Below are 25213 nucleotides of genomic sequence, written 5' to 3' on the forward strand. Positions count from 1 at the left end.
GACCGTGATCACGGAATAATGAGCAGCTTTCCGGTGGATTGGCGACCCTCCAGTGCCGCGTATGCCTCGGCCACCGCATCCAGCGGATAACGCCCCGTGACGGCCGCGTCCACAATGCCGTCGGCGACCCATCCGAACAGCGTTTCCGCGCGTTCCAGCAATTCCGGTCGCGAGGCTGTGAAATGGGCCAGGGTGGGCCGGGTGAGGAAATAGGAACCGGTCATCAGGCGCAGCGGGTCGAAGGGCGGGACCTTCCCGCTGGCCGAACCGAAGAGCACGAGGGTGCCGCGCGGGCGCAGGGCCTGCAGGCTGGTCTCGAACGTGTCCTTCCCCACGCCGTCGTACACCGCGTCGACCCCGATCCCGCCCGTCACCTCGCGCACGGCGTCCAGGGCGTCCTCGTAGGGCACGGCGTGGACCGCACCCGCCGCCGTGGCCAGGTCCCGCTTCTGCGGCGTCGAGGCGGTCGCGACCACCCGGCCGCCGAGGTGCGTGACGATCCGCGTGATGAGCTGGCCCATCCCGCCGGCGGCGGCGTGGACGAGCACGGCACTGCCGGGGCGGACGGCGTACGAGTCGTGGGTCAGGTAGTGCGCGGTCAGGCCCTGCAGCATCAGGGCGGCCGCCTGCTCGGTCGAGACGTCCTCGGGCACCGGGACGAGCCGCTCGGCCGGCACCAGGGCCTGCTCGGCGTGGCTGCCGGGAACGCCGGTCCAGGCCACCCGGTCGCCCGGCGCGAGGCCGAGCACGTCATCGGCGAAGGAGAGCACGGTGCCGGCCCCCTCGCTGCCCAGCATCGCCGGGAGCGGCACCTGATAGGCGCCCGTCCGCTGGTACACGTCGATGAAGTTGACCCCGCTGGCCTGCACCAGCACGAGCACCTCACCGGGGCCGGGCCTGGGGTCGGGCCGCTCCTCGACGTGCAGGACCGAACGATCGCCGTACTCGCCGAACACCACAGCGCGCATGTGCCGTTGCCTCCTTGATTTGTCAGGTTCTTGTCTACCCCAAACCGCCGATCGGAATTGTCGTACCGCTGCCGTAGCATCCGGGCCAGTCACTGGAGGTGAGCAGTGGGCCCGACCCCCACCCATCGACTCGCGATCGACCTAGGCACCTGCCACACCGTCGCCGTCGTGCGCCGCGGCGACGAGGCCCCCCGGGCGCTGCTGTTCGACGGCTCGCCCGTGATGCCCTCCGGCGTCTACGCCGACGAGCAGGGCCGGCTGAGCGTGGGCCGGGACGCCGAGCGGCTCTCGCAGCTGTCGCCGGAGCGCTTCGAGCCGTACCCGAAGCGGGGCGTCGACGAGGGTTCGGTGCTGCTGGGCTCGACCGAGGTCACGGTCGTGGAGATGCTCGCCTCGCTGCTGCGCCGGGCGGCCGAGGAGTCGCTGCAGGCCGGGGTGAACCCGGTCGGCTCGACGGTGCTCACCTGCCCCGCCGACTGGGGCGGCCAGCGCCGGGGCGTGCTGCTGGAGGCGGCCCGCGCGGCCAACCTCGGCCCCGTGGTGCTGGTCGACGAGCCGATCGCCGCCGCGGAGTACTGCCTGCGCGTCCTCGGCCAGCAGGTCGCCCCGCTGCAGAGCCTGGCCGTGTTCGACTTCGGCGGCGGCACGCTGGACGTCTCGGTGGTCCGCCGCGAGTTCGACGGCCTGCGGGTGCTCGGCCTCGGCGGCCTGGACGACCTCGGCGGCGTCGACATCGACGCGGCCCTCGTCGGCCACCTGGGCCAGCTCATCAGCCTGCGCCACCCGGAGCTGTGGCAGCGGCTGTCCAACCCGGACACGACCGCGGCCAAGCGCGACCGGCGGGAGCTGTGGGAGGAGGTACGCGCGGCCAAGGAGATGCTGTCGCGGACCGCCTCCGCCCCGGTGCACCTGCCCGGCACCGACGAGGCCCTGCACCTGACCCGCGAGGAGCTGGAACGGGTCGCCGGGCCGCTCATCGACCGCGCCGTGGACGAGACCCGGCGGGTGCTGGAGCGGGCCGGCGTCGACGTGCGGCAGCTCGCCGGCATCTTCCTCGTCGGCGGGTCCAGCCGGATTCCGCTCGTGGCGAGCCGGCTGCACGCGCGCTGCGGGGTGGCGCCGGTCGTGCCGGAGCAGCCGGAGCTGCCGGTCGCCTACGGCGGGATGCTGGCCGTCGGGACCGCGGTCGGCAGTCAGCCGCCGACCATCAACCCGCCGCCGCCGATGCCGCCGCGCCAGATGCAGCGCCCGCCGGTGCAGCCGGTCTCACCGACGCCGTCCTCGGGATTCCCGGTCTCGGGCGTGCCGACGTCGGGATCGGGCGCGCCGTATCCGGTCTCCGCGCCGTTCGCGGCCCAGCCCGCCACCGGCCCGGTGAGCCCGCCGCGACCCTTGACACCGCAAATGGGACCGCCGCCGAACGTGCCGCCGCAGATGGCGCCGCCGTCGAACATGCCGCCGCCGAACGCGCCACCGGCCTATGGGGTGGGTGTTCCGGTGGTGGCCCCCGCGCGGCGGCGCCGGACCGGGCCGTGGATCGCGCTCGTCATCGTGCTGGCCATCATCGGCGGCTGCGTGTACGGCGGGAACCGGGTCTTCACCTGGTTCGGCGACCAGTTCGAGTCGGCCAAGAACGGCTTGCCGGGCTTCGACACCGGCACCGACGGGCCGGGGCAGGTCGACGGGCTCAAGGCCGGCGCCCCGATCGCGCTCGCCTCCGACGGCTCGTACGCGGCCACGGCCGGCGCCGGCGCGGTCTACACGGCGCAGGTGAGCTCCGGCTCGACGCTCGTCACGGCGTACGCGACCACGGGCAACCAGACGTGGACCGCGACGCTGCAGATGGAGCCGGAGAAGGTGTTCCTGACCGTGGTGGGCAACCTGCTCATCGTCGACGGCGAGAACGACGCCAAGCTGGGCGGGGCGGGCGACCTGGAGTCCCGCTCGGTCATCGACATCGGCACGCACCAGGCCAAGTGGACGAAGCCGTGGAACGACAAGCGGCTCGACGTGCAGTACATCGGCACGGACGCCATCGTCGAGGACCGCGACTGGAACAAGGCCAAGCTGGAGCGGGTCAACCTGCTCGACGGCTCGGTGAAGTGGACCAGCCAGGGAGACCCGAAGGAGACCACCACCTCCGGCCAGCGCAACGTGCTGCCCGCGCTGCACTGGCCGGGCAAGGCGGACGCCAACCTGCACGCGCCCAGCTACGGGCTGAGCTTCGCGCAGGTCAAGCCGTTCCAGGAGACGCTGGCCCCGGACGCGGGGACCGCGGTGCAGCTGATCGCCGACGGCAAGGCCCAGATCGTCGACCTCAACACCGGCAAGCCGAAGTCCAGCGGCAAGATCGACAAGAAGCACGACTCATGGCTCGCCTACGACGGGCTCGTGATGGTCAAGCCGGAGAACGAGGCCACGATCATCGCGTACCGGCAGTCGGACTGGGGCACGGCCTGGACCTACAAGGCCACGACCGGCACGACGGCGGTGGACGACCTGCGCCCGTGCGGCGAGCACGTGGTCTGCGTGCAGGCGGAGCAGACAGGCAACAAGAAGGCGTTCATCGGCATCGACACGTCCAACGGCCAGACCAAGTGGACCAATCCCACGCTCAGCGACCGGGGCAACGGCACCATCAAGACCTACGACAAGCCGAACTGGTACGTGATGGGTGACGGCAAGCTCGTCGCCGGCACCGGCACCTTCATGACCGTCGACGATGCCTCGCTGGTCGACCCGGGCAACGGCAAGGAGATCAAGATCCTCGGCGAGGGCCTGGCCCAGCAGAACATCTACGCGGGCTACGGCAACAACCTCGTCATCGAGGCCGTACGCAAGGGCACCGGGCAGTTCGCGGCCTTCGTCGTCACCCTCGATGGGAAGATCATCGGCTCGGCCGACCTGTCCACGCTGCTCCAGGACGTGTCCGTCAGCAACGACACGCTCGTCGCCGTGGACGAGAAGGACAACAAGGTCTACCGGTTCGAGATCCCCGCGGCCAAGTAGACGAAAAGGCGGCCCGTCCACAGTGGACGGGCCGCCTGATACAAAAAACTAAGCCGCGATCATCTTGCGGAGCACGTACTGCAGGATGCCGCCGTGGCGGTAGTAGTCCGCCTCGCCGGGGGTGTCGATGCGCACCACGGCGTCGAAGTCCACGCCGCTGTCGGTGCTCACCTTGACCGTACGCGGGGTGCTGCCCTCGTTGAGCTGCTCGACGCCGGTGATGGTGAACGTCTCCGTGCCGGTCAGGCCCAGCGACTCGGCCGTCTGGCCCTGCGGGAACTGCAGCGGCAGCACGCCCATGCCGATGAGGTTCGAGCGGTGGATGCGCTCGTACGACTCGGCGATGACGGCGCGCACGCCCAGCAGTGCGGTGCCCTTGGCCGCCCAGTCGCGGGACGAGCCGGAGCCGTACTCCTTGCCGGCCAGGATCACCAGCGGCACCCCGGCCTCGGCGTAGGCCACCGAGGCGTCGTAGATCGTGGTCTGCTCGCCGTTGAGGTGGTTGACCGTGACGCCGCCCTCGGTGCCCGGCGCGAGCTGGTTGCGCAGCCGGATGTTGGCGAACGTGCCGCGGATCATCACCTCGTGGTTGCCACGGCGCGAGCCGTACGAGTTGAAGTCCTTGCGGTCCACCCCGTGCTCGGCCAGGTACTTGCCCGCGGGCGAGTCGGCCTTGATGGAGCCGGCCGGCGAGATGTGGTCGGTGGTCACCGAGTCGCCCAGCTTGGCCAGCACCCGGGCCCCGCTGATGTCGCTGACCGCGGACGGCTCGGTGGCCATGCCCTCGAAGTAGGGGGGCTTGCGCACGTACGTCGAGTCGCCCGCCCAGTCGAAGGTGTCCCCGGTCGGCGTGGGCAGCGAGCGCCACTGCTCGTCGCCGGCGAACACGTCGGCGTAGCGGGTGGAGAACAGGTCCGCGCCGAGCGCCGAGGCGATGGTGTCCTCGATCTCCTTCGGGCTGGGCCAGATGTCGCGCAGGTAGACCGGCTGGCCGTCCGACCCCGTGCCCAGCGGGTCGTTGGTCAGGTCGATGTCCATCGTGCCGGCGAGGGCGTAGGCGACCACCAGCGGCGGCGAGGCCAGGTAGTTCATCTTCACGTCCGGGTTGATCCGGCCCTCGAAGTTGCGGTTGCCGGACAGCACCGACACGACGGTCAGGTCGTGCTCGTTGACGGCCGCGCTGATCGGCTCCGGCAGCGGGCCGGAGTTGCCGATGCAGGTGGTGCAGCCGTAGCCGACCAGGTTGAACCCGAGCTTGTCGAGGTAGGCGGTCAGCCCGGCCCGGTCGTAGTAGTCGGTGACCACCTTCGAGCCGGGGGCCAGGGTGGTCTTCACCCACGGCTTGCGGGACAGGCCCTTCTCGACGGCGTTGCGGGCCAGCAGGGCCGCGCCGATCATGACCTGCGGGTTGGACGTGTTGGTGCAGGACGTGATGGCGGCGATGACGACCGCGCCGTGGTCGAGCTCGTAGTCCTCGACCCGGACCGGCTTGGAGGTGCGGCCGTTGGCGCCCTTGGCCGCCGAGACGACCTCGTGCGGGCGGTCGCCGTTGCTGCTCTGGTGGTTGGCCGGCGCGTCGCTGGCCGGGAACGACTCGGCGCTGGCCTCGTCGGCCGGGCCCTCGACGCCGTCGCCCACGTAGTTGTCCAGCACCGAGCGGAACAGCGACTTGGCGCTCTTCAGCGGCACCCGGTCCTGCGGGCGCTTCGGGCCGGCGAGCGAGGGCTCGATGGTGCTCAGGTCGAGCTCGAGGCGCTCGGAGTAGTCCGGCTCGGCGGCCGGGTCGTGCCACAGGCCCTGCTCCTTGGCGTAGGCCTCGACCAGCGCCACCTGGGCCTCGTCGCGACCCGTCAGCTTCAGGTACTTGATGGTCTCGTCGTCCACCGGGAAGATCGCGACGGTCGAGCCGTATTCCGGGCTCATGTTGCCGATCGTGGCCCGGTTGGCCAGCGGCACCGCGCTCACGCCGGGGCCGTAGAACTCGACGAACTTGCCGACCACGCCGTGCTTGCGCAGCATCTCGGTGATCACCAGCACCAGGTCGGTGGCGGTGGTGCCCTCCGGCAGCTCACCGCTGAGCTTGAAGCCCACGACCCGCGGGATGAGCATCGAGACGGGCTGGCCGAGCATCGCGGCCTCGGCCTCGATGCCGCCGACGCCCCAGCCGAGCACGCCCAGGCCGTTGACCATCGTGGTGTGCGAGTCGGTGCCGACCACGGTGTCCGGGTAGGCCTGGCCGCCGCGGTCCATGATGACCCGGGCCAGGTACTCGATGTTCACCTGGTGCACGATGCCGGTGCCGGGCGGGACCACCTTGAACTCGTTGAAGGCGGTCTGGCCCCAGCGCAGGAACTGGTAGCGCTCCTTGTTGCGGCCGTACTCCAGCTCCACGTTGCGCTCGAAGGCGTCCGGGCGGCCGAACAGGTCGGCGATGACGGAGTGGTCGATCACCAGCTCGGCCGGGGCCAGGGGGTTCACCCGCTTCGGGTCGCCGCCCAGCTCGACCACGGCCTCGCGCATGGTGGCCAGGTCGACCACGCACGGCACGCCGGTGAAGTCCTGCATCAGCACGCGGGCCGGGGTGAACTGGATCTCCACGCTCGGCTCGGCCGACGCGTCCCAGTTGCCCAGGGCCCGGATGTGCTCGGCGGTGATGTTCGCGCCGTCCTCCGTGCGCAGGAGGTTCTCCAGGAGGATCTTCAGGCTGTACGGCAACCGCTGGGCGCCCTCGACCTGGCCGATCTTGTAAATCTCGTAGCTTGCGTCACCGACGCTCAGCCGGCTCTTTGCTCCGAAGGAGTCGAGGCTCGCCACGGCGTGTGCTCCTCTTCCGTCAAGTCGTGCGCTTCCAGTACGCCAGTCTTCCCCAGCGCGCGGCCGGGCAGGGTGGCGGGGGTGCGTTCAAGAAAACCGTACGTCCGTCTTGTTATTCACGCAAGCGCGGTCTCAATCCGCGCCGCCGCGGGCACATGCCCCAGCGCCCGGGCCAGGTCGAGCGCCCGCCGCAGCTCCGCGCGGTCGTCCGTGGCCTCACCCAGCACCCGGCGCAGATCCGGCTCGGCGAAGCGGTTCAGCCCGTCCAGCGGCTCCACGAGGCGCGCCCGCGCGAGCGAAGCCGCCTCCGCGCGCCGGCCCTGCCGCAGGAGCAGGTCCGGATGCAGGGGCAGCAGCCGTGGGTACCGCCAGAGCGTCCCGCCCAGCGCCTCCTCGCCCGCGCGCAGCAGCCCCACGTCGCCGCCGGCCCAGCCGATGAGTACCCGCGACGTCGCGCGGTACTCCCGGCTCTGGATCCGTTCGGCCAGCGCCAGCGTCCGCCGCGCCCGCGCGAGCACCGCGTCCGCGTCGTACGCGTCGGCCGCGACCGAGGCGGTGTAGGAGGTGACGTACATGTCCTGGAACGGCGTGGCCCGGGTCGCCCGCGCGAGGTGGGCCTCGGCCGCCGCCCGGTCGCCGCGCAGGCTCTCCACCGACGCCGCCGGCCCCAGGATGCCCGCGACCGGGTCCCAGTCGATCAGCGGAAACACCGGCAGCCCGGCGGGCGGCAGCGCGTCGAGGGCGCCCTGCAGCAGCGCGCGGGCGCGGGGGAGGTCGGCGCGGTTGTGCGCGGCGTACCCCGCGTGCACGTCGGCCACGATCCGGTCGAGCGGCGCGATCGCGGCCACGCGGTCGAGGTCGCCGGTCGCGGTGTGGAAGGAGGCGTACCCCCACAGCGCCGGGAACAGCTCGGGAACCGGACGGACCCGGCGCAGCACCGGCTCCATCGCGGCGTACTGCGCGGCCGCGCCCTCGCCCAGATAGTCGCCCGTCGCCTGGTGCATGTAGGCCAGCCGGACCCGCAGGTCGAGCTCGGCGACGTCGCGCTGCTGCGATGGCGGGGCGGTGAGCAGTACCGTCGCGGCGGTTTGGAGCAGTTCGAGGGCCTCCTCGTGGGCCGTGCGGTCGTAGGCCTCGCCCGCCGCGTCCGCCAGCACCGGCGCCACCTCCAGCGGCCCGGCGACCGGAAGCGCGAGCCGCAGGTGGACGGCCTGTTCGCCGGCGCTCGCCCCGTCCGCGCGCAGGACCCGGGCCGCCCGCGCGTGCAGCCTGGCCCGCCGCAGCGGCCCCTGCTCCTCGTACGCGGCCTGGCGCAGCAGGTCGTGCGCGAACCGCAGCCGCGCGCCCGCACCTTCGAGGACCCCGGTCGCGACCGCGGTGTCGAGCGTGTCGTACAACTCCACCTCGTCCAGGTGCGTCAACTCGCGCAACACCGCGACGTCGAACTCCCGCCCGAGCACCGAGGCGACCGCGAGCACCGCCCCGAGCTGCCCGGGCAGCCGCGCGAACCGCCGCCGGATCACCTCCTGCACCCGCGCGGGCGTGCGCTCCCGGGCCCCGCGCTCGTCCAGCGCGTGCTCGGCCAGCAACACCCGCAGCAACTCGCCCACGAAGAACGGGTTGCCCCCGGTCCGGTCCACGAGCACCGCCACGGTCGCCGCGGCCAGCTCCCGCTGCGCGATGCGGGCCCCGAGCGCCGCGACGTCCGCGGTTTTCAACCCCCCGAGCCGCAGGTGTACCGCCTGTGCCCCGCCAACCCCGCCCGTCCCTTCCCCGCTGCGCACCCCGAGCACGACCACGATCCCCGAACCGTCCACGCCGCGCAGCAACAGCTGGAGCAACGTCCCCGACGGCCGATCGAGCAGGTGCGCGTCGTCGAGCACAATGAGCACCGGAACGCTCGCGGAGAGCCGCCGCAGCCCGTCGACCAGCCCTTGGTAGAGCCGCGACCGCGCCAGCTCGGCATCGGCCAGCCGCTCAGCCGCGGGCAGCGCGAGCAGGTCTGCGAGCGCCGGATCGAGCACCGCGGGCAGGTTCCCGAACGGCGCGTACGCCGCGGCGAGGGCCGCCCGGTGCTCGCCCGCGAGCCCGCGCAAGGCCTGCGCCCAGGGCAGGAACACGGGCGGCTGCGGCCCGTCGACCCCGCTCCCGCGCCCGACCGTGAACCCTCGCCCGGCGGCCCGCCGGGCCACCTCGTCGAGCAGCGCGGACTTACCGATCCCGGCGACCCCTTCGACCACGACGACGCGCCCGCGCGCGGCGAGCACCTCGTCGACGACGGCCAGCTCCCGATCCCGCCCGACGAGCACGGTCGCACCGCCGCGCCGCGGCGCCTCGACGGGCACCACCGACCGGGGTCTCGCGGGCTCGGCGAGATCGGGAGATCGGCGCAGGATGTCGGACTCCAGGCGGCGGAGGTCCGCGCCGGGTTCGATGCCGAGGTCGTCGGCGAGCAGCGTGCGGGCGCGGGTGCAGGCGTTCAGCGCGTCGGCCTGACGCCCGGCCCGATACAGGGCGAGGATCAGCTGGACCCACAGGGCCTCGCGGTAGGGGGCCTCGGCCAGGGCGGCCTCGGTGGTGAAGATCACCTCGGGGAGCTTGCCGGCGGCCAGCCAGGCGGTGCCGCGGCGCTCGACGGCGGCGAAGCGGAGCTCTTGCAGGCGGGCGCGTTCGGCCTGGGCCAGCGCGGAGTCGCCCAGCTCGGGCAGCGGGTCGCCGCGCCACAGGGCGAGGGCCTCGGTGAAGGTGGCCGGGTCGGTGCTCGGGCCCTCGACCGCGGCGGCGAGGCGGGTCGCGTCGACGGCGGCGGGGGGCAGGTCCAGCAGGTAGCCCGGGGCGCGGCTGACCAGGACGGCGGCGCGGTCGCGGGCGGCGCGGCCGGGTTCGAGGGCGCGGCGGATGCGGGAGACGTACGCCTGGAGCGACGCGATCGCGCGCTCGGGCGGCTCCTCGGCCCACAGCTCGTCGACCAGGGTCTGCACCGGTACGACGCGGCCGGGGCGGGTGGCCAGCAGCGCCACGACCGCGCGCTGTTTCGGGGTGCCCAGGTCGATCTGGTCGCCAGCGGGGGAGAGGACCTCCAGCGGGCCCAGAATCCGTACGTCCAAGCCTTGAGCGTAGGGCCTACAGCTCCACGACCTCGCGGCCTTCGGGGCCCGGGCGGAAGCCGGCGGCGCGGAGGATCTCCTGCAGCTGGGGGGTGGGCAGGGCCTCCAGGGTGCGGGCCGGGGTGGCGCGCAGGGCGTCGATCAGGGCGACCACGACCTGCACGGCGCGGTCGCGGCGGCCGACCGGGGTGGCCACACCCGCCAGGCGGACGGTGATCGGGTCGGGGCGGAGGGCGGCCAGGGCGGCCGGGGGCGCGGCGTCGTCGTCGGCCGGGTCGACCAGCTCCCACCACTGCAGCGTCGCGTCGGAGGCCAGTTCGGCGTCCCACTGGCTCGCCGTCGTCCGGGTGAGCTCGATGCGGGCCGGGGGGACGCGGCGGGCGAGCAGCAGTACGTTCACGAGATCAGCATCCGGGACGGTGCTTGCAAACGCCTTGCGAACGCAAGACAGCAACGCGGCAACGCCGGTCAGGACGCGGGACCGCTACGCGGCTACGCCGGTCAGGCGGGTGTACTCCTCCGGCGTCCCGATGGCCAGCCGGTGGTCCGGGTGCTCGACGTAGTGCTCCACCACCGAGCCCAGGAAGACCGGCTCGACGGCCAGCAGGTCCAGCGGGACCAGCAGCCAGCCCGGCTCGGGGCGGCCCGGGCGGCGGATGCTCAGCGCCAGCTTCGGGGCGCGCACGGTCATCGGCAGCGGGTCGGCCGGCACCCGGACCAGGTCGTCCCAGGCCAGGACCCGGCGGCCGCCGGCCCGGATGTTCAGGCCGGTCGGGCTCACCACGATCCGCGGGCCGCGCAGCAGGGGCAGGACGGCGCCCGCGATGACCAGGGCGGCGCCGATGTTGATGCCCAGCCGGGTGGTCGGGGACAGGGCCGGGTCGCTCTCCAGGAAGATGGTGCCGAGCAGGGCCCAGCCCATGGTGAGGCGGCCCAGCAGGATCGGGGAGCCGGGCACCACGAACGCGTCGCCGCGCACCCGCAGGGCGGCCGGCGGCGGGTGCTGGATCGGGCGGAACACCACGCCGAAGACGATGAACGCGGTGCTGAGGACCACGATCGGGGCGAACAGCAGCGCGGCGGCGGCCCACATCGGGGTGTTGTCCGGGGTGACGCCGAACTCGTAGACGACCCGGAGCACGACGATCAGCAGGGCGACGCCCACGGCTGCCGCCTTGCTCGCCATCACGTACCGGCCGAACCGCCCGGGTGTCACAGCGCCAAGTCTACGAATTCACCGAAGCGGACCCAACCTCACACAGCGAGGTCGTCGAAGCGGGTGCGCAGGTCGGCGACGGTCGGCATGGACACGGCGCCGCCCGGGGACTCGCAGACCAGGCCGGCGACGTGGACCGCGACCCGCGTGAGGGTGGCCCAGCCGCCGAGGTCGTCGGGCTTGCCGTGGGACAGGATGCCCCAGCTCAGGCCGGCCATGGTCGCGTCGCCCGCGCCGGTGGCGTCGACGGGGACGATGCGCGGTGCGGGTACCAGTACCGTCGAAGGGCCCTTGGCAACTAATGCCCCCTGCGCGCCCAGCGTGACGACGACCGCTCCCGCCCCCGCGCCCAGGAGCCGGGCCGCGGCCTGCTCCGGGGACTCGCCCCACAGCGCGGTGGCGTCGGCCGAGCTGAGCTTGACCAGGTCGGCGGTGGCCGCGAACTCCTCGACGACGTCCGGGTTGAGCCCGACGATCGGGCGGACGTTGGGATCGAAGACGCGGACCGGGCCGGGGACCGCCCAGGCCTTGCGCGCGGCCGCGAGGACCGGCGGGGCGAGCAGGCACATCGATCCGCAGTACAGCAGCCGCGCCCCCGCCACCAGCCGCTCGTCGACGTCGGGGGCGTCGAGCAGGCCGTAGGAGGGCGGGTCGCCGTAGAAGCAGAAGGTCGGTTCGTGGCCCTGGAACGTGGTGACGGCGAGCGTGGTGGCGACGTGCGGGATCGTGCGCGCACCGTCGGTACCGACGCCGGATTTGTCCAGGAAGTCCAGCAGGCGGTGGCCGAACGGGTCGTCCCCGAACGAGCCGAGGAAGTGCACGTCGGCGCCGAGACGGGCGATGCCGACGGCCACGTTGAACGGCGCCCCGCCGACGGCCGGGCGGTAGACGAGCTCACCGCCCGCCGTGGACTCGAGCAGATCGATCAGAGCCTCACCGAGCACCACGCCGTAACCCGTCATGCGGCAAGTATCCGCTGGCCGGCGCTCACAGGCGAGACTCCTCGGGCGAGACGTCGGTGAATCCGGGCCGCATGGTGCCGGTGACGAAGACCGCGTGCCAGACGCAGAAGACGAGCACCGTCCAGATCTTGCGCGAGTGGTCGGCCTCCTTCTTGCGGTGGCCGCGCAGCAGGCCGCGGATCACGTCGAGGTCGAGCAGGTCACCGGCGCCGGAGGTGTCGAGCAGGCCGTGCGCCCAGTCGTACATCTCGCCGCGCAGCCAGGGCCGGATCGGGACCGGGAAGCCGAGCTTCTTGCGGTGCACGATCGGCTCCGGCACCACCCCGGCCAGGGCCCGGCGCAACGCCGCCTTGGTCTCCTGCGAGCGCGGCGGCACCTTGAGCTCGCTGGGCAGCGTCGCCGCGACCTCCCACACCGCCCGGTCCAGGAACGGCGTGCGCAGCTGCAGCGAGTGGGCCATGGTCATGCGGTCGGCCTTGACCAGGATGTCGCCGCGCAGCCAGGTGTACAGGTCGATGTACTGCATCGTGGTCACGTCGTCGAGCGCCCCGGCCTCCTTGAACACCGGCGCGGTGACGTCCGTGTGGCGCACGTCGGGCTCGTAGTGCCGCAGCAGGGCGGCCTTCTCCTCGTCGGAGAAGATCCGGGCGTTGCCGTAGTACCGCTCCTCGATCGGCGTCGTGCCGCGCTCGAGGAAGCTCTTGCCCTTGACGCCCTGCGGGATGACCCGGGACACGGCCCGCAGGCCGCGCTGCATCGAGTCGGGCAGGTGGCTGACGCTCGACAGCGACAGCGGCTCGCGGTAGATGGGGTACCCGCCGAACAGCTCGTCCGCCCCGTCGCCGCCGAGCACCACGGTGACGTCCCGGGCGGCCCGCTCGGCCAGGAAGAACAGCGGCACCAGGGCCGGGTCGGCGACCGGGTCGTCGAGGTGCCAGACGATGCGCGGCAGGGCCCGCATGAAGTCGGCCGCGGTCACCACGGTCGCGCTGAGCGGCACCCCGAGTGCGCGGGCGGACTGCTCGGCCACGTCGATCTCGGAGAACTGCGCGCCGGGCCCGGCCGCGTCGTAGCCCACGGTGTACGTGCGCAGCCCCGGGTCCTTCTCGGCGGCCAGCGCGACGATCGCGGTCGAGTCGATGCCGCTGGACAGGAACGCGCCGACCGGGGCGTCGGCCTGCATGTGCGCGTGCACGCTGTCGCGCAGGGCCTCGGCGATCCGGTGCACGACGGCCGCCTCGTCGGTGACGGGCGTCGGGCGGAAGGTCAGCTGGCTGTACCGCCGGTTGGCCAGCGGCCCGCCCGGGGTGTACACGAACGACTCGCCCGCCCCGAGCCGCCGCACCTCGGGGTGCATGGTCGCGGGCTCCGGCACGTACTGCATGGTCAGGTAGTGCTGCAGCCGCACGGTGTCCACCGCGGTCCGCTCGGCGACGAAGGGCAGGAGCGCCTTCTTCTCGCTCGCGAGGTACACCCCCTGGGAGGTCGGCAGCTGGAACAGCGGTTTGATGCCGAACGCGTCGCGGGCACCGAAGGCCCGCCGGGCCGAACTGTCCCAGATCACGAACGCGAACATGCCCCGCAGCCGGCTGACCGCGCCCGGGCCCCAGTGGTGGTACGCGGCCACGACGACCTCGGCGTCGCTGCCGGTGCCGAACTCGGCGCGGCGGTCCTCCTCCAGCTCGGCCCGCAGCTCCGCGGCGTTGTAGACGGCCCCGTCGAGCACGATCAGATAACGGCCGGCCGTCACGCCGGTCGGCGGGTACTCGATCGGCTGCGTCGCGTTCGGATGCCCGTCGGCGACCCGCAGGTCCTCCGAGCCGAACACGACGTCGTCGGTGGCGACGATGCGCTCGGCGTCCGGGCCCCGGTGCCGCAGCAACCCGAGGGCGTCGGCGACCGCATCCCGCTGCGCCGCCGCGCCACCCCGCGCGCTGACGAACGTGAGAAGACCCGCCATGGCAAGCATCCTCGCACGGGGTACCGTCGCTGGTGCAGCACGAATTCGGCTCGGATTGGAGTGGGTCACGGTGGACGAACCGGCCGGCACGCAGTCGCACGACCCGGACTTCCCGGAGCGCTTCCGGGAGTTCATGCGCACAGGCTGGCGCGACACCACGCTCGACGTCTCGCCCCGCACGGAGGCGCCCGACCACGCCAAGCGCCGCGCCGAGCTGTCCGCCGCGTTCCCCGGTGAGACGTTGATCATCCCGTCCGGGATCGAGTACGTCCGCTCGAACGACACGAACTTCACGTTCCGGCCCGGGACCGAGCACGTGTGGCTCACCGGCGAGCACGACCCGGAGTCGGTGCTGGTGCTGCACCCGACCGAGGGCGGCCACGACGCCACCCTCTACGTGCGCCCGCGCTCGCCGCGCGACACCGACGAGTTCTTCACCGACCGTAACTACGGCGAGCTGTGGATCGGCCGCCGGCACACCCTCGCCGAGAAGTCGACCGAGCTGCAGGTGCAGACCGCGCACGTCGACGCGCTCGCCGCCGCCCTCGACGACGCCCGCCCCGGCCGCACCCGCGTGCTGCGCGGCTTCGACCCGACTGTCGACGCGGCCGTGCGCAGCACCGACCCCGAGCGCGACCGGGAGCTGGCCTGGGTCCTGTCCGAGCTGCGGCTGGTCAAGGACGCCTGGGAGCTCGAGCAGCTGCAGGACGCGATCGACGCGACCGTGCGCGGCTTCGAGGACGCGGCCCGGGCCCTGCCGGCCGACCGCCCGGTGAGCGAGCGGCTGATCGAGGGCGTGTTCGGCCTGCGCGCCCGGCACGACGGCAACAGCGTCGGCTACGGCTCGATCGTCGGCAGCGGCGCCCACGCGGCGATCCTGCACTGGACGCGCAACGACGGCCGGACCCGCCCCGGCGACCTGCTGCTCATGGACATGGGCGTGGAGAACCGCAACCTCTACACCGCCGACGTGACCCGGACCGTGCCGGTGTCCGGGACCTTCACGCCGCTGCAGCGGCAGGTCTACGACATCGTCTTCCGCGCGCAGCAGGCCGGGATCGACGTCATCCGGCCCGGCACCGCCTACGACGACATCCACCAGACCTGCATGCGGGTGCTGGCCGAGGGCCTCGCCGACCTGGGCGTCCTGCCGGTCTCCGTCGAAGAGGCGATGGAAAAGGACAGCATCTTGTACCGCCGGTGGACGCTGCACGGTTTCGGCCACATGCTCGGTCTGGACGTGCACGACTGTGCTCACGCGCGCAAGGAGCGCTACCGGGAGGGGCACCTGGAGGCGGGCTACGTGCTGACCGTCGAGCCGGGCCTGTACTTCCAGCCGGAGGACGAGCTGGTCCCGGCCGAGCTGCGCGGGCTCGCGGTGCGCATCGAGGACGACGTGCTCGTCACCGCGACGGGCGCGGAGAACCTGTCCGCGGGCCTGCCGCGCACGTCGGCCGACGTCGAGTCGTGGCTGGCCGCCCGGCGCGCGGAGGAGTTCCGCTTGCCGTAAGCGGCTGTCTTTGTCGGATCGGCGACCTGTTTGCGGTTTTCGCAACCCGTGAAGGTCACCATGCGGCCATGACCGCTCTGATCGTTCTCGGCGCCGTCCTGGTAGTCGTGATCGTGCTCGTGTGGTGGGCCGTGGCCACGTACAACTCGCTGGTCAAGGCCCGCACCCAGGTCGACGCGTCGTGGGCGCAGATCGACGTCCAACTCAAGCGCCGGCACTCGCTGATTCCGAACCTGGTCGAGACGGTGAAGGGGTACGCCGCGCACGAGCGGGGCACCCTGGAGGCCGTCGTCGCCGCCCGCAACGCCGCCGCGTCCGCCGGCGGGGTCGACCCGGGCCGCCAGGCCCAGGCCGAGGGGCAGCTGACCCAGGCCCTCGGCCGGCTGTTCGCGCTGGCCGAGGCCTACCCGAACCTCAAGGCGAACCAGAACTTCCTGCAGCTGCAGGGCGAGCTGGGCAACACCGAGGAGAAGATCGCGTACGCGCGGCAGTTCTACAACAGCGCCGTGCAGACGTACAACCAGAAGATCCAGACGCTGCCGACCAACGTGATCGCGGGCGTCGGCGGCTTCCGGGTCCGGCCGTACTTCGAGGCCGCGGGCGGCGAGCGCGCCGACGTCAACGTGCGGTTCTGACGGCCGTGTCCGGGATTGATCCGAAATCGGTGGTCGAGGCGGGGATCGGGGCGATCGGCCTCGCCGTCTGGTTCGCGGCGTTCCTCGGGGCGCTGGCCGTCACCCGGCCCCGGCCCGTCCCCGTGCCGCCGCCGACCCAGGATTTCGGCGGCCCGGAGTCGCCGGCCGTCGTCAGCCTGATCACCGGGCGGTGGGAGCTCACCGTGGACGCCGCCGAGGCGACGTTCATCGACCTGGCCGCGCGCAAGGTGCTCGAGTTCCGCCAGCCCGGCAACGATCCGCTGCAGACGACGGTGCACGTCCGGCAGGAGAACCCGGCCGGGCTGAACGCATACGAGCGGCTGATCTTCGAGCGGGTCACCGCGCTGGCCCGGCAGGGCGTCGTGCCGCTCACCGCGCTCACCTTCCGCGACGAGCAGGAGGCGAAGGGCTGGACCAAGCGGCTGAACGCGGCGATCGTGGCCGATGCGCGATCGCTCGGCTTCTCGCAGCGCCGGTTCTCCTCCGCCGTGGTGGCCGCGTTGAGCGTGCTGGCCGCCGTCCCGTCGTTCGCCGTCGGGCTCGGCATCTTCCTGCACTCGGGCAGCGGCGGTTCGGTCGTGGCGGCCCTGTTCGTCTGGCTGGGCCTGGGCATCTTCGCGGGCAAGACGCGCGGGGAGCGGGACACCCCGGCCGGGCGCGAGGCCGCCGCCCGCTGGCTGGGGCTCAAGGCGTTCCTGCGCGCCCACGAGAGCTTCGCCGACCTGCCGCCGGCGGCCGTGGCGGTGTGGGACCGGTACCTGTCCTACGGCGACGCGGTCGGCGCGACCCGGGTCTGCGCGGCCGTCATCGACCTCGGGATGGGCAACCGGCGCAAGGTGTGGAGCTCCTTCGGGGGCACCTGGCACCGGGTGCGCGTGGCCTATCCGTCGTTCTGGCCGCGGTACGGGCAGCGGGCCGTGCGGCTCACCGTCAAGGGCGTCATCGCGCTGGGCATCACCGCGCTGCTGGTGCGCTCCAGCGGGTTCCGGCCGGAGCTGGTGCCCTCGCTCGCCGTGCAGGTGGTCGTGCTGGTGCCGCTGCTCTACGGCGGGTACACCCTGATCGGCACCCTCGTCGACGTCGTCACGCCGGTCACGGTGACGGGGGAGGTGCTCTGGGTCGAGACCTGGAAGACCAAGAGCCAGGGGGAGGACTCGCCGTCGATCCCCGTCATCCACTATCTGGCGGTGGATTCGGGGAGCGGGGACCGTACCGTGGCGTGGGCCTGCCCTTCCGAACTGGTGGGCCGGACCGGGGTCGGGGACGTGGTGACCCTCACCGCGCGGCGGTGGACGCGGCGGGTGCTCGACCTGCGGGTGGAGACGGCCGGGCGGGTGCGGTCGCAGACGTATGGGGACGAGAAGACCGACGCGCTGATCCTGCGCGCGATGAACGCGGGGGCGCCGGCGCTGGCCACCGCGGTGCGGCCGACGACCGTCGTGGCCTCGGCGCTGGTCACCGTCGAGGAGGCCGGGCGGGTGCTGCAGCAGCCGGTGACGCTGGCCGGGGGATCGGGTGCCGTGGCGGTGGGGTCGATGAACCTGGCGGAGTACCGGGCGGCGGACGGCTCGGGGCTCGTCGTCGCGGTGGTCACCGGCGATACGGCTTCGCTCGCGATTCGGGCGCATCGGGGCGGAATGCCTGTTCCGGGCGTCGGCGACGAGGCGTTCGCGTCGGGGCAGTGGGCGGTCGCCCGGCTCGGGGGAACGGTGGTCACCCTCGAGCAGCGCAGCCGGACCGCCATTCATCAGCCGTACCTGGCGTGGCTGCTCGGGATTGCCGTCGGCCGACTCACTTGAGTGGGACGGTCGTTGGGTAAGAGGATTCCCGGTAGACAGCTCCAGCCACTCGCAAGGAGATTGCGCATGTCCGATCGTCCGCGCCCGCCGTCGCCGTACGACTTCCTCCCCGCGGTGCCGGCGTTCAGCTTGACCAGCGAGGACCTGACCGACGGGGGCACGCTGCCCGACGCCCAGGTCCACGAGCGCGGCAACACCTCGCCCCACCTGGCCTGGTCGGGCGCGCCCGAGGGCACCAAGGGCTTCGCGGTGACCTGCTACGACCCCGACGCCCCGACCGGCGGCGGCTTCTGGCACTGGCTCGTGTACGACATCCCGGCCGACGTGACCGAGCTGCCGACCGGCGCCGGTACCGGCGACAAGGACGGCCTGCCGGACGAGGCGATCCACGCCCGCAACGACTACGGGACCCGGGACTTCGGCGGTGCGGCCCCGCCGCCGCAGGACGCGCCGCACCGGTACTTCTTCGTGGTGCACGCGCTCGACACCGACTCGCTCGGGATCGACGCCGACGCCAACCCGAACGTGGTGGGCTTCAACCTGACCGCCCACACGCTCGGCCGCGCGATCCTGGTGTCCAGCTTCGGGTTCTAAGGCCTGTTTGGTAACTGGGGTAGGTGCTGCGGCGGAGTCCAGATTTCGTCTGCGTGCGCAGCGCGGAGGCCAGGCTACCGGTGTTGTAACCGGGCCTTCGCGATGTGTGCGCAGGCGGAATCTGGGCCCGCCGCAGCCCTGCCTCAGTTACCAAACAGGCCTTAGTTCTTCAGCCGAGTTTCTCAGTCGAGCCAGAACGTGTCGTGTTCGAGCATGAAGGCGGCGCGTTCCTCGTCGGTTTTCGAGCCGAGCTCCGGGAGGCCCTCGAAGTAGGCCTCCCGGGGCGCGCCCGGCGCGAAGTGCAGCAGCATCTCGGCCGGGGCGCCCGACTCGTTGCGGAACGCGTGCACACCGCCCTCCGGAACGTGCACGAAGTCGCCCGGTTCGGTGTCGATCCAGCGCTTGCCGTCGTAGATGCGCACCGAGCCGCTCAGGATGAAGAACGACTCCGAGATCGAGCGGTGGAAGTGCGGGTCCGGCCCGCTGGGCTTCGGGCCCATGACCCAGCGGTACAACCCGAACTGCCCGTTCGTCGACTGGCCGGTGGCCAGGTAGTGCACGGTGTTGCCGCTCGAGTACGTGAACTCCGGGGGCGTGCCGGCGGGCCGGTAGGTGGCGCTCAGCTCGCCCTTTTCGCCGCGATACTTCGGGGACGGGTAGGACATACCCTCACTGTACGGATTCGCGGAGTTTGTGGGCGGCCGCGACCACGTTGCCGAGCGCCGCGCGGACCTCGTCGTACGTGCGCGTCTTGAGGCCGCAGTCCGGATTCACCCACAGCCGCCCCGCCGGAATCACCTCCAGCGCGCCGCGCAGCCGCTTGACGACCTCGGCCACGTCCGGGATGCGGGGTGAGTGGATGTCGTACACCCCGGGGCCGACGCCGCGGGTCAGCCCCTCGATCGCGAACCCGCTGCGGGCCGCCTCGATGCTGGTCACGTCGGCGTCCAGGGCGTCGATCGCGGCCAGGACCTGCGGTGCGTCGGAATAGCACAGGTGGGTGTGGATCTGGGTGGCGTCGGCGGCGCCGCTCGTCGCCCGCCGGTACGCGGCCACCGCCCAGGCCAGGTACTCCTCCTGCTCCTCGCGGCGCAGCGGCAGCAGCTCGCGCAGGGCCGGCTCGTCGACCTGGATGATCCGGATCCCGGCCGCTTCCAGGTCGCGCACCTCCTCCCGCACCGCGTCGGCGACCTGCAGCGTCACGTCCCGCAGCGCGCGGTCGGGGCGCACGAACGACCAGGCGACGATGGTGACCGGGCCGGTGAGCATGCCCTTGACCGGCTTGGCGGTGCGCGACTGCGCGTACGTCGCCCAGCGCACCGTGATCGGCGCCGCCCGGGCGACGTCGCCGTGCAGGACGGGCGGGCGCGTGCAGCGCGAACCGTACGACTGGACCCACCCGTTGCGCGTCACGGCGAAGCCGTCGAGCTGCTCGGCGAAGTACTGCACCATGTCGTTCCGCTCGGGTTCGCCGTGCACGAGCACGTCCAGGCCGAGCGCCTCCTGCTCCTCGACGACCCGGTCGATCTCCGCCGCGATCCGCGCGTCGTACTCCGCCGCCGGCAGCCGCACGCGGGCCTGGCGGATCTCGGCGGTCTGCGGGAACGAGCCGATGGTGGTGACCGGGAGCAGCGGCAGGTTCAGGTCGGCCTGGGCGGTGACCCGGATCGCGTACGGGCTGCGCGTTGCGGGGCTCGTCCCGCTCGTGGCGCTCGGCCGCTCGGGCAGCGGTCCCGGCTTCGGCCCCAGCTCGGCGAGCGCCACGACCTCGGCGACCTTCTCCTCGGCGAAGGCCAGGCCGTCCGGCAGCCCCGATTCGCCGCGCAGCGTGTAGGGCACGTGCAGCAGCGAGCAGCTCGTGGAGACCGAGGTCGCGCCGGCCGCGGCGAGCAGCGCGCGGGCCGCGTCCGGATCGGTGCGCCACACGTTGCGCCCGGAGACGACGCCGCCGACGATGGTGCGGCCCTGGAAGAGCTTCAGGTTCGCCGGCACGCCGTGGGTCAGGTCGACCGCGACCCCCTCGACCGGCGCCACCGCGAGGGCGGGCAGGGCTTCGTCGGCGTTGCCGAAGTACGACGCGACGAGCAGCTTCGGCCGGCGTTCGAGCGCGGCCAGCCGCCGGTAGGCGTGCCGGACGGCCGGTGCGCCCCCGTCGACCACGAGCACCGGCTCGTCCAGCTGCACCCACTCGACACCGGCCGCGTGCAGGGCCTGCAGGATCCCGGCGTACGCGTCCAGCAGGTCGTCGAGCCGATCCAGGTTGCCCTGCAGGAAGGTGACCGGGCCGAGCAGCACGGGCCGCGTCTCGTGACCGAGGGCGCGCGCTTCGCGCAGCTCGGCGAGCGGCTTGTCCGGGACCGAGCGGAACCGGGTGCGCGGGCCGATCTCCGGCACGATGTAGTGGTAGTTCGTGTCGAACCACTTCGTCATCCGCAGCGCCGGGACGTCGTCGGTGCCGCGGGCCATCGCGAAGTACGGGTCGGGCGCGTCGCGGAACCGGTCGGGGATCGCGTCCACCGCGACGGCCGCGTCGAGCACGTGGTCGTAGAGCGAGAACGTGTTCGAGGGCAGTCCGGCCAGCCCGAGCTCGTGCAGCCGGCGCCACGTGCCGGCGCGCAGCCGGCGCCCGGTCTCGTCGAGCTCGGCGCGGTCGAGGCGGCCGGCCCAGTAGCCTTCGAGGGCGCGCTTGAGCTCCCGGTCCGGCCCGATGCGGGGATAGCCGAGCACGGTGGAGCTGGGGAAGAGTTCGGTCACAAGGGCGGATCGTGCAGGTTCGCACCGCCCATCGCACGATCGATAAGCGCCGCGAATAGCCGATACTCAAGAGCGTGGCGGCGCTGCGGGACATCGAGTGCTTCGCGCTGGTGGCGCGGCACCGCTCGTTCTCGCGCGCGGCCGCCGCCCTGTCGCTGTCCCAGCCCGCGGTGAGCCAGGCGGTCGCGCGACTGGAGCGGGAGCTGGGGCAACGGCTGTTCGCCCGCACGAGCCGCACCGTCGAGCCGACCGCCTTCGGCACTGCTCTGTTGCCGTTCGCCACGGCGGTGCTCGATCAGGCCGCAGCGTTCGCGGCGGAGGCGGCGCGACTGGCGGTACCGTCGCCGCTTGGTATTCGGCTCGTTTATGCACCGGTCGCGGGGACGTTCGCGGCCCGCCTCGCGCGCCGCCTGACCCTGCGCAAGCCGGGCCTGGACCTGACCCTCATCCCCGCCGGTCGATCGGCCGCCGCCGACGAGCTGCTGATCCCCGGGACGGCGGCCCTGATGAGCGCGCCATTCCCGCCGGGGTACGCCACAGCCGCGCGTTTCCACGTGCCGCTGAGCCACCTGGCGCTTTCCTCGTCCGATCCGCTCTCGACCGCGCCTTCGCTCACCCTGGACCGCGCGGGCCGCATCCTGCTGCCGCGCGGCCTCCCCCTCCCTCCGGGCATCCGCCTGGCGGCGGAACCGGTGGACGACCCGGCGGCGGCGCTCGATTTGGTCGCGGCGGCCCGGGGCACGCTGCCAGTGCCACAACTGCTGGTCGACACCGTGCGGCGGCCGGATGTGCGGTTTGTCCCGCTGTCCGGCCCGGCACTGCGACTGACGTTCGCACTGGTGTGGCGGGCAGAGACGGCGGGGGAGGACGTGATGGCCCTCGTCCAGGCCGCCCAGGAAGCCCTGCGGCGCTGAACAGCCCTACTGTTCCGCGCTGCCCGGCCGACCGAGCGCTTCCTCGATCTGCGCCAGCTTGTCGCGCGACGCCACGGTGTCTCGGTGACGGTCGCCGAGAACGCGCTGTCGGGCGCTCAGGATCTGCCGATGCATCGCCCGGGCCTCGACGAGCTCACCTTGCATGGCCAGGATGTTCGCGAAGGTCGTCATCGCGGTGAGGGTGTGGGGGTGATCGTCACCGAGGATGCGGCGTACGGCGGCCAGCGCTTCCGCCTGCATGGCGCGGGCCTCGACGAGGCGCCCAAGCTTGGCGAGGACGCCGGCAAGGTTGTTGGCCGAGCCGAGCGTGTCAGGATGATTGTCCCCTCGGCGTCGGCGCGTGGCGGCCAGCGTTTCCTCGTGCATGGCCTGCGCGTCGGCGAGATGGCCCAGCCTGGCCAGGACGATCGCGAAGTTGTTCATCGACACGAGCGTGTCGTAGTGATCGTTCCCGAGCACGCGTCGGCGTGCCGCGAGCACCTCCTCGTGCATCGTCCGAGCGTCGGCGAAGTTCCCGGACCGTGCCAAGGCCTCCGCGAGGTCATTCATGGACGTCAAGGTGTCCCGATGATCAGGGCCGAGGATCTGTCGGCGGGCGCCCAAGGCCCGTTCGTGCAGTGCCTGGCCGTCAGCCAGTTCCCCCAGCTTGATCAAGACCTCGGCGAGGTTGTTCAACGCTGTCAGGGTGTCCTGATGAGTGGCGCCGAGACGCCGGTGCAGACGACTGTGGGCTTCGGCGAGGAGGCGTTTGGCTTCCTTCAGCTCTCCACGGCGCTTCGCATAGAGCCCACAAGCACCCAGCAACAGCCCCGCCGTCCGGTCGGCTGAAGCCGGCAAGTCCTGCGCGACGGCGGTGACGTGCGGATACAGGCGGGCGATGCGTGGCCATTCTTCCGGATCATCGGTGCGGCTCGGAAGCGCCGCAGAAAGTGCATCCGCAGCGACCTGAGCCCAAGTGGTCCGCCGGACCCAGAACCTCCACCATCCCGGTCTTGGCGGCGCCGGGTGGTGACGGCGGATGACCTCGGCCGCGAGCTGATGAATGCGGATCGCACCGTTTCGGATGTTGACGAGCGCGAGCTCGGCGAGCACTTGTAGGGCGCGATCGTAGGCCGCCGGATCGTGGACGGTCCGGCTCAACACAGCGGGGACGTGGCGCGCGCCAATGGCGGTGCAGAGGTCGCGGGGGATGGGCGCAACCGCGAGATGAGCGAGGAACTGGACCAGATATGGCGCCGCGGCGTGGATCTGGCCGGCAGCACGCAGCGCGACGGTGATGGTGGCATCGATCGTCGGGTGCTGAGCCTGTGGGGTTTCGTATTGCAAGAGACGGTGCTGCTGAACGGCGTTGAGGTAATCGGCCGGCGTGCGACCGGTAGCGGCACAATACGCACGGGCCTGTTCCAAGGCCAGCGGCAGGTAGCCGAGCCGCTCCGCAAGCTGCAGGGTCGTAGCGTCAACCGTGGTTTCGCCTGATCGGTCGCCGGTTCTGGTGAGCAGAGTGGCCGCCGACTCGGGCGAAAGGAGATCGACTTCCTGTGTGTGAGCGACTGTCTCCCAGTTTGGGTTACGCGAGGTCAGGAGCACATGACCATTGCGCGGCGGAATGAGGCCGCGAACCGCGGCTGGGGTGGCGTCATCGAAAATCAACAACCAGCGATCACGACCGCATAGGGCGGTGACTACGACGGTTGCCGCTTGCTCCAGGTCGGTTCCGACCGTCAGACCGAGGGATTCGGCGAGCTGGGCAACGCCGGCAACGGCAGCGAGTCGGTCGGCGGCACGAACCTGCCACGCAATATCGAATTGGTCGGCTCGCCGGTGGGCCCAAGCAAGCGCGAGCTGGGTCTTGCCGACGCCTGGAATACCATGCAGCGCCACCCTGTCGCCGACACGCAGCGCGTTGTCCAGCGCCATCAGATCCGCATCGCGAGCGGTGAATGTAGTCACCGGCGCCACCACGTTCCATGCCCTTCCAGCGGGTTGAGCGGAATCCGCCGACCGGGCGCTCGGCAACACCAGGTTGATGTCGCGTCGGGCTTGATACACCGTTGCGTTGTCTCGGGCCCTCCCGCGGAACCAGGCCCAATTCCTGCTGCGAGCCGAGCCGTTCACTCTTGCGGACGCTGACGTGTGTCGGCGTTGTGGATGTCACGGCCTGCCTGCATCACGACGCCGTTGCCTTTCGCTTTCCCGCTGAAGCGCAGGATGCGCGGGGTGCTTCGACCGGTATGCGGGGGCGCCGCGATGAAGAGGGTGACAAGCGCGACCAGAAGACTGCCGATGCTGGCCAGCCAGGACATGACCTCGACGCCGTGCTGACCGAACAGCACTGCGGCGACGATCAATCCGATGACTAAGAGTCCGCCGGTGACGACACCGGCCCACCTTCCGGCGCGGTTCACGCCATGAGCATGACGTAGTCGTACGGCAACTGTCGACTGTCCAGTCCGCCACCGCGCAGCTGACGGACGGTAGGTATGTGTGTGGGCCGCAGGCCCGCATATTCGTTTGTTTCGGACCTCTGGTTTCTGGCGCTGCAGGCGCCGTTACGGACCTTTCACCCCTCGGACCGTTTCGTTCTGTTCGCCGCAGGCGCCGCGGACCGGGACCACCGAATGATGACCACGACGGACCCGGCAGTGAATCTTCGGACCGCGCCCACCTACCGTGCCCACCTGCGGTTAGGGCCCCTTTACTGCGGTTCACCTCGGGCGGGCCGGAGGCCGTCCGCAACCCCCGATAAGTTGTGGCCCGTTGTGTGTCAATCCTGGCGGTGCGCTGCCACCGCGGCGGGCCCACACGGCTTGGACCGACGCACAACGGGCCACACCTTGGTCCGGGGTTGGGGCGGCCTTCGGCCCGCCCCGTTCAACCGCAGCAGAGGGCACCTGACCGTAGTCTGGTTGCGGTAGGTGGGCGCGGTCCG

Annotated in this window: 17 protein-coding genes; 6 read left to right on the plus strand and 11 right to left on the minus strand. The window is 72.0% G+C overall.

Annotated features, from left to right (window positions below):
• Positions 1-8: 8 nt before the first annotated feature.
• On the minus strand, positions 9-968 hold the full coding sequence (locus ACQP00_RS09595) for a quinone oxidoreductase family protein (RefSeq protein ID WP_433217398.1): 960 nt from the start codon (positions 966-968) through the stop codon (positions 9-11).
• A gap of 168 nt (positions 969-1136) precedes the next feature.
• Here ACQP00_RS09595 and ACQP00_RS09600 point away from each other — a divergent pair, with 168 nt between their 5' ends.
• Positions 1137-3977: an Hsp70 family protein gene (locus tag ACQP00_RS09600; protein ID WP_433217401.1), complete on the plus strand. Its 2841-nt coding sequence runs from the start codon at positions 1137-1139 to the stop codon at positions 3975-3977.
• Positions 3978-4025: 48 nt separating this feature from the next.
• Here ACQP00_RS09600 and acnA read toward each other — a convergent pair whose 3' ends face one another.
• From acnA to asnB, 6 genes are all read right to left on the minus strand, one after another.
• Positions 4026-6791 (minus strand): aconitate hydratase AcnA, encoded by a 2766-nt coding sequence (gene acnA, locus ACQP00_RS09605; protein ID WP_433217403.1) that lies wholly within the window; start codon positions 6789-6791, stop codon positions 4026-4028.
• 116 nt (positions 6792-6907) lie between these two features.
• The gene (locus tag ACQP00_RS09610) at positions 6908-9898 is read right to left on the minus strand and encodes a BTAD domain-containing putative transcriptional regulator (RefSeq protein ID WP_433217406.1); all 2991 of its coding nucleotides are present in this window, start codon (positions 9896-9898) and stop codon (positions 6908-6910) included.
• Positions 9899-9914: 16 nt separating this feature from the next.
• Positions 9915-10298, minus strand: a complete 384-nt coding sequence (locus tag ACQP00_RS09615; protein WP_433217408.1) for a hypothetical protein — start codon at positions 10296-10298, stop codon at positions 9915-9917.
• Between the two features lie 84 nt (positions 10299-10382).
• Complete coding sequence (locus tag ACQP00_RS09620) at positions 10383-11114, minus strand: hypothetical protein (protein ID WP_433217410.1); 732 nt, start codon at positions 11112-11114, stop codon at positions 10383-10385.
• Between the two features lie 38 nt (positions 11115-11152).
• Entirely contained in the window at positions 11153-12076 is a 924-nt protein-coding gene (locus ACQP00_RS09625; RefSeq protein WP_433217413.1) for a carbohydrate kinase family protein, read from the minus strand.
• Between the two features lie 25 nt (positions 12077-12101).
• The gene (asnB, locus tag ACQP00_RS09630) at positions 12102-14036 is read right to left on the minus strand and encodes an asparagine synthase (glutamine-hydrolyzing) (RefSeq protein WP_433217416.1); all 1935 of its coding nucleotides are present in this window, start codon (positions 14034-14036) and stop codon (positions 12102-12104) included.
• Between the two features lie 70 nt (positions 14037-14106).
• Between asnB and ACQP00_RS09635 the strand changes: the two genes are divergently transcribed.
• The 4 genes from ACQP00_RS09635 to ACQP00_RS09650 all read left to right on the plus strand — a co-directional run bounded on the left by ACQP00_RS09635 (position 14107) and on the right by ACQP00_RS09650 (position 18595).
• Positions 14107-15546, plus strand: coding sequence for an aminopeptidase P family protein (locus tag ACQP00_RS09635; protein WP_433217419.1), 1440 nt, complete (start codon positions 14107-14109; stop codon positions 15544-15546).
• Between the two features lie 68 nt (positions 15547-15614).
• Positions 15615-16181, plus strand: coding sequence for a LemA family protein (locus ACQP00_RS09640; RefSeq protein WP_433217422.1), 567 nt, complete (start codon positions 15615-15617; stop codon positions 16179-16181).
• A gap of 5 nt (positions 16182-16186) precedes the next feature.
• Positions 16187-18001, plus strand: a complete 1815-nt coding sequence (locus tag ACQP00_RS09645) for a DUF2207 family protein (protein ID WP_433217424.1) — start codon at positions 16187-16189, stop codon at positions 17999-18001.
• 66 nt (positions 18002-18067) lie between these two features.
• Positions 18068-18595: a YbhB/YbcL family Raf kinase inhibitor-like protein gene (locus ACQP00_RS09650; protein WP_433217426.1), complete on the plus strand. Its 528-nt coding sequence runs from the start codon at positions 18068-18070 to the stop codon at positions 18593-18595.
• Positions 18596-18777: 182 nt separating this feature from the next.
• On the opposite strand, the gene ACQP00_RS09655 is transcribed toward ACQP00_RS09650, so the two are convergent.
• Positions 18778-19260, minus strand: coding sequence for a cupin domain-containing protein (locus ACQP00_RS09655; protein WP_433217428.1), 483 nt, complete (start codon positions 19258-19260; stop codon positions 18778-18780).
• A gap of 4 nt (positions 19261-19264) precedes the next feature.
• Positions 19265-21349, minus strand: a complete 2085-nt coding sequence (metE, locus tag ACQP00_RS09660; RefSeq protein ID WP_433217430.1) for a 5-methyltetrahydropteroyltriglutamate--homocysteine S-methyltransferase — start codon at positions 21347-21349, stop codon at positions 19265-19267.
• A gap of 74 nt (positions 21350-21423) precedes the next feature.
• Between metE and ACQP00_RS09665 the strand changes: the two genes are divergently transcribed.
• Positions 21424-22263, plus strand: coding sequence for a LysR family transcriptional regulator (locus ACQP00_RS09665; protein WP_433217432.1), 840 nt, complete (start codon positions 21424-21426; stop codon positions 22261-22263).
• A 6-nt stretch (positions 22264-22269) separates the two neighbouring features.
• Here ACQP00_RS09665 and fxsT read toward each other — a convergent pair whose 3' ends face one another.
• Both fxsT and ACQP00_RS09675 read right to left on the minus strand, forming a co-directional pair.
• Entirely contained in the window at positions 22270-24234 is a 1965-nt protein-coding gene (fxsT, locus tag ACQP00_RS09670) for an FxSxx-COOH system tetratricopeptide repeat protein (RefSeq protein ID WP_433217433.1), read from the minus strand.
• 161 nt (positions 24235-24395) lie between these two features.
• Positions 24396-24689, minus strand: a complete 294-nt coding sequence (locus tag ACQP00_RS09675) for a hypothetical protein (RefSeq protein WP_433217435.1) — start codon at positions 24687-24689, stop codon at positions 24396-24398.
• Positions 24690-25213: the final 524 nt, after the last annotated feature.

The organism is Dactylosporangium sp. CS-047395 (assembly GCF_050942185.1).
Classification (GTDB): Bacteria; Actinomycetota; Actinomycetes; order Mycobacteriales; family Micromonosporaceae; genus Dactylosporangium.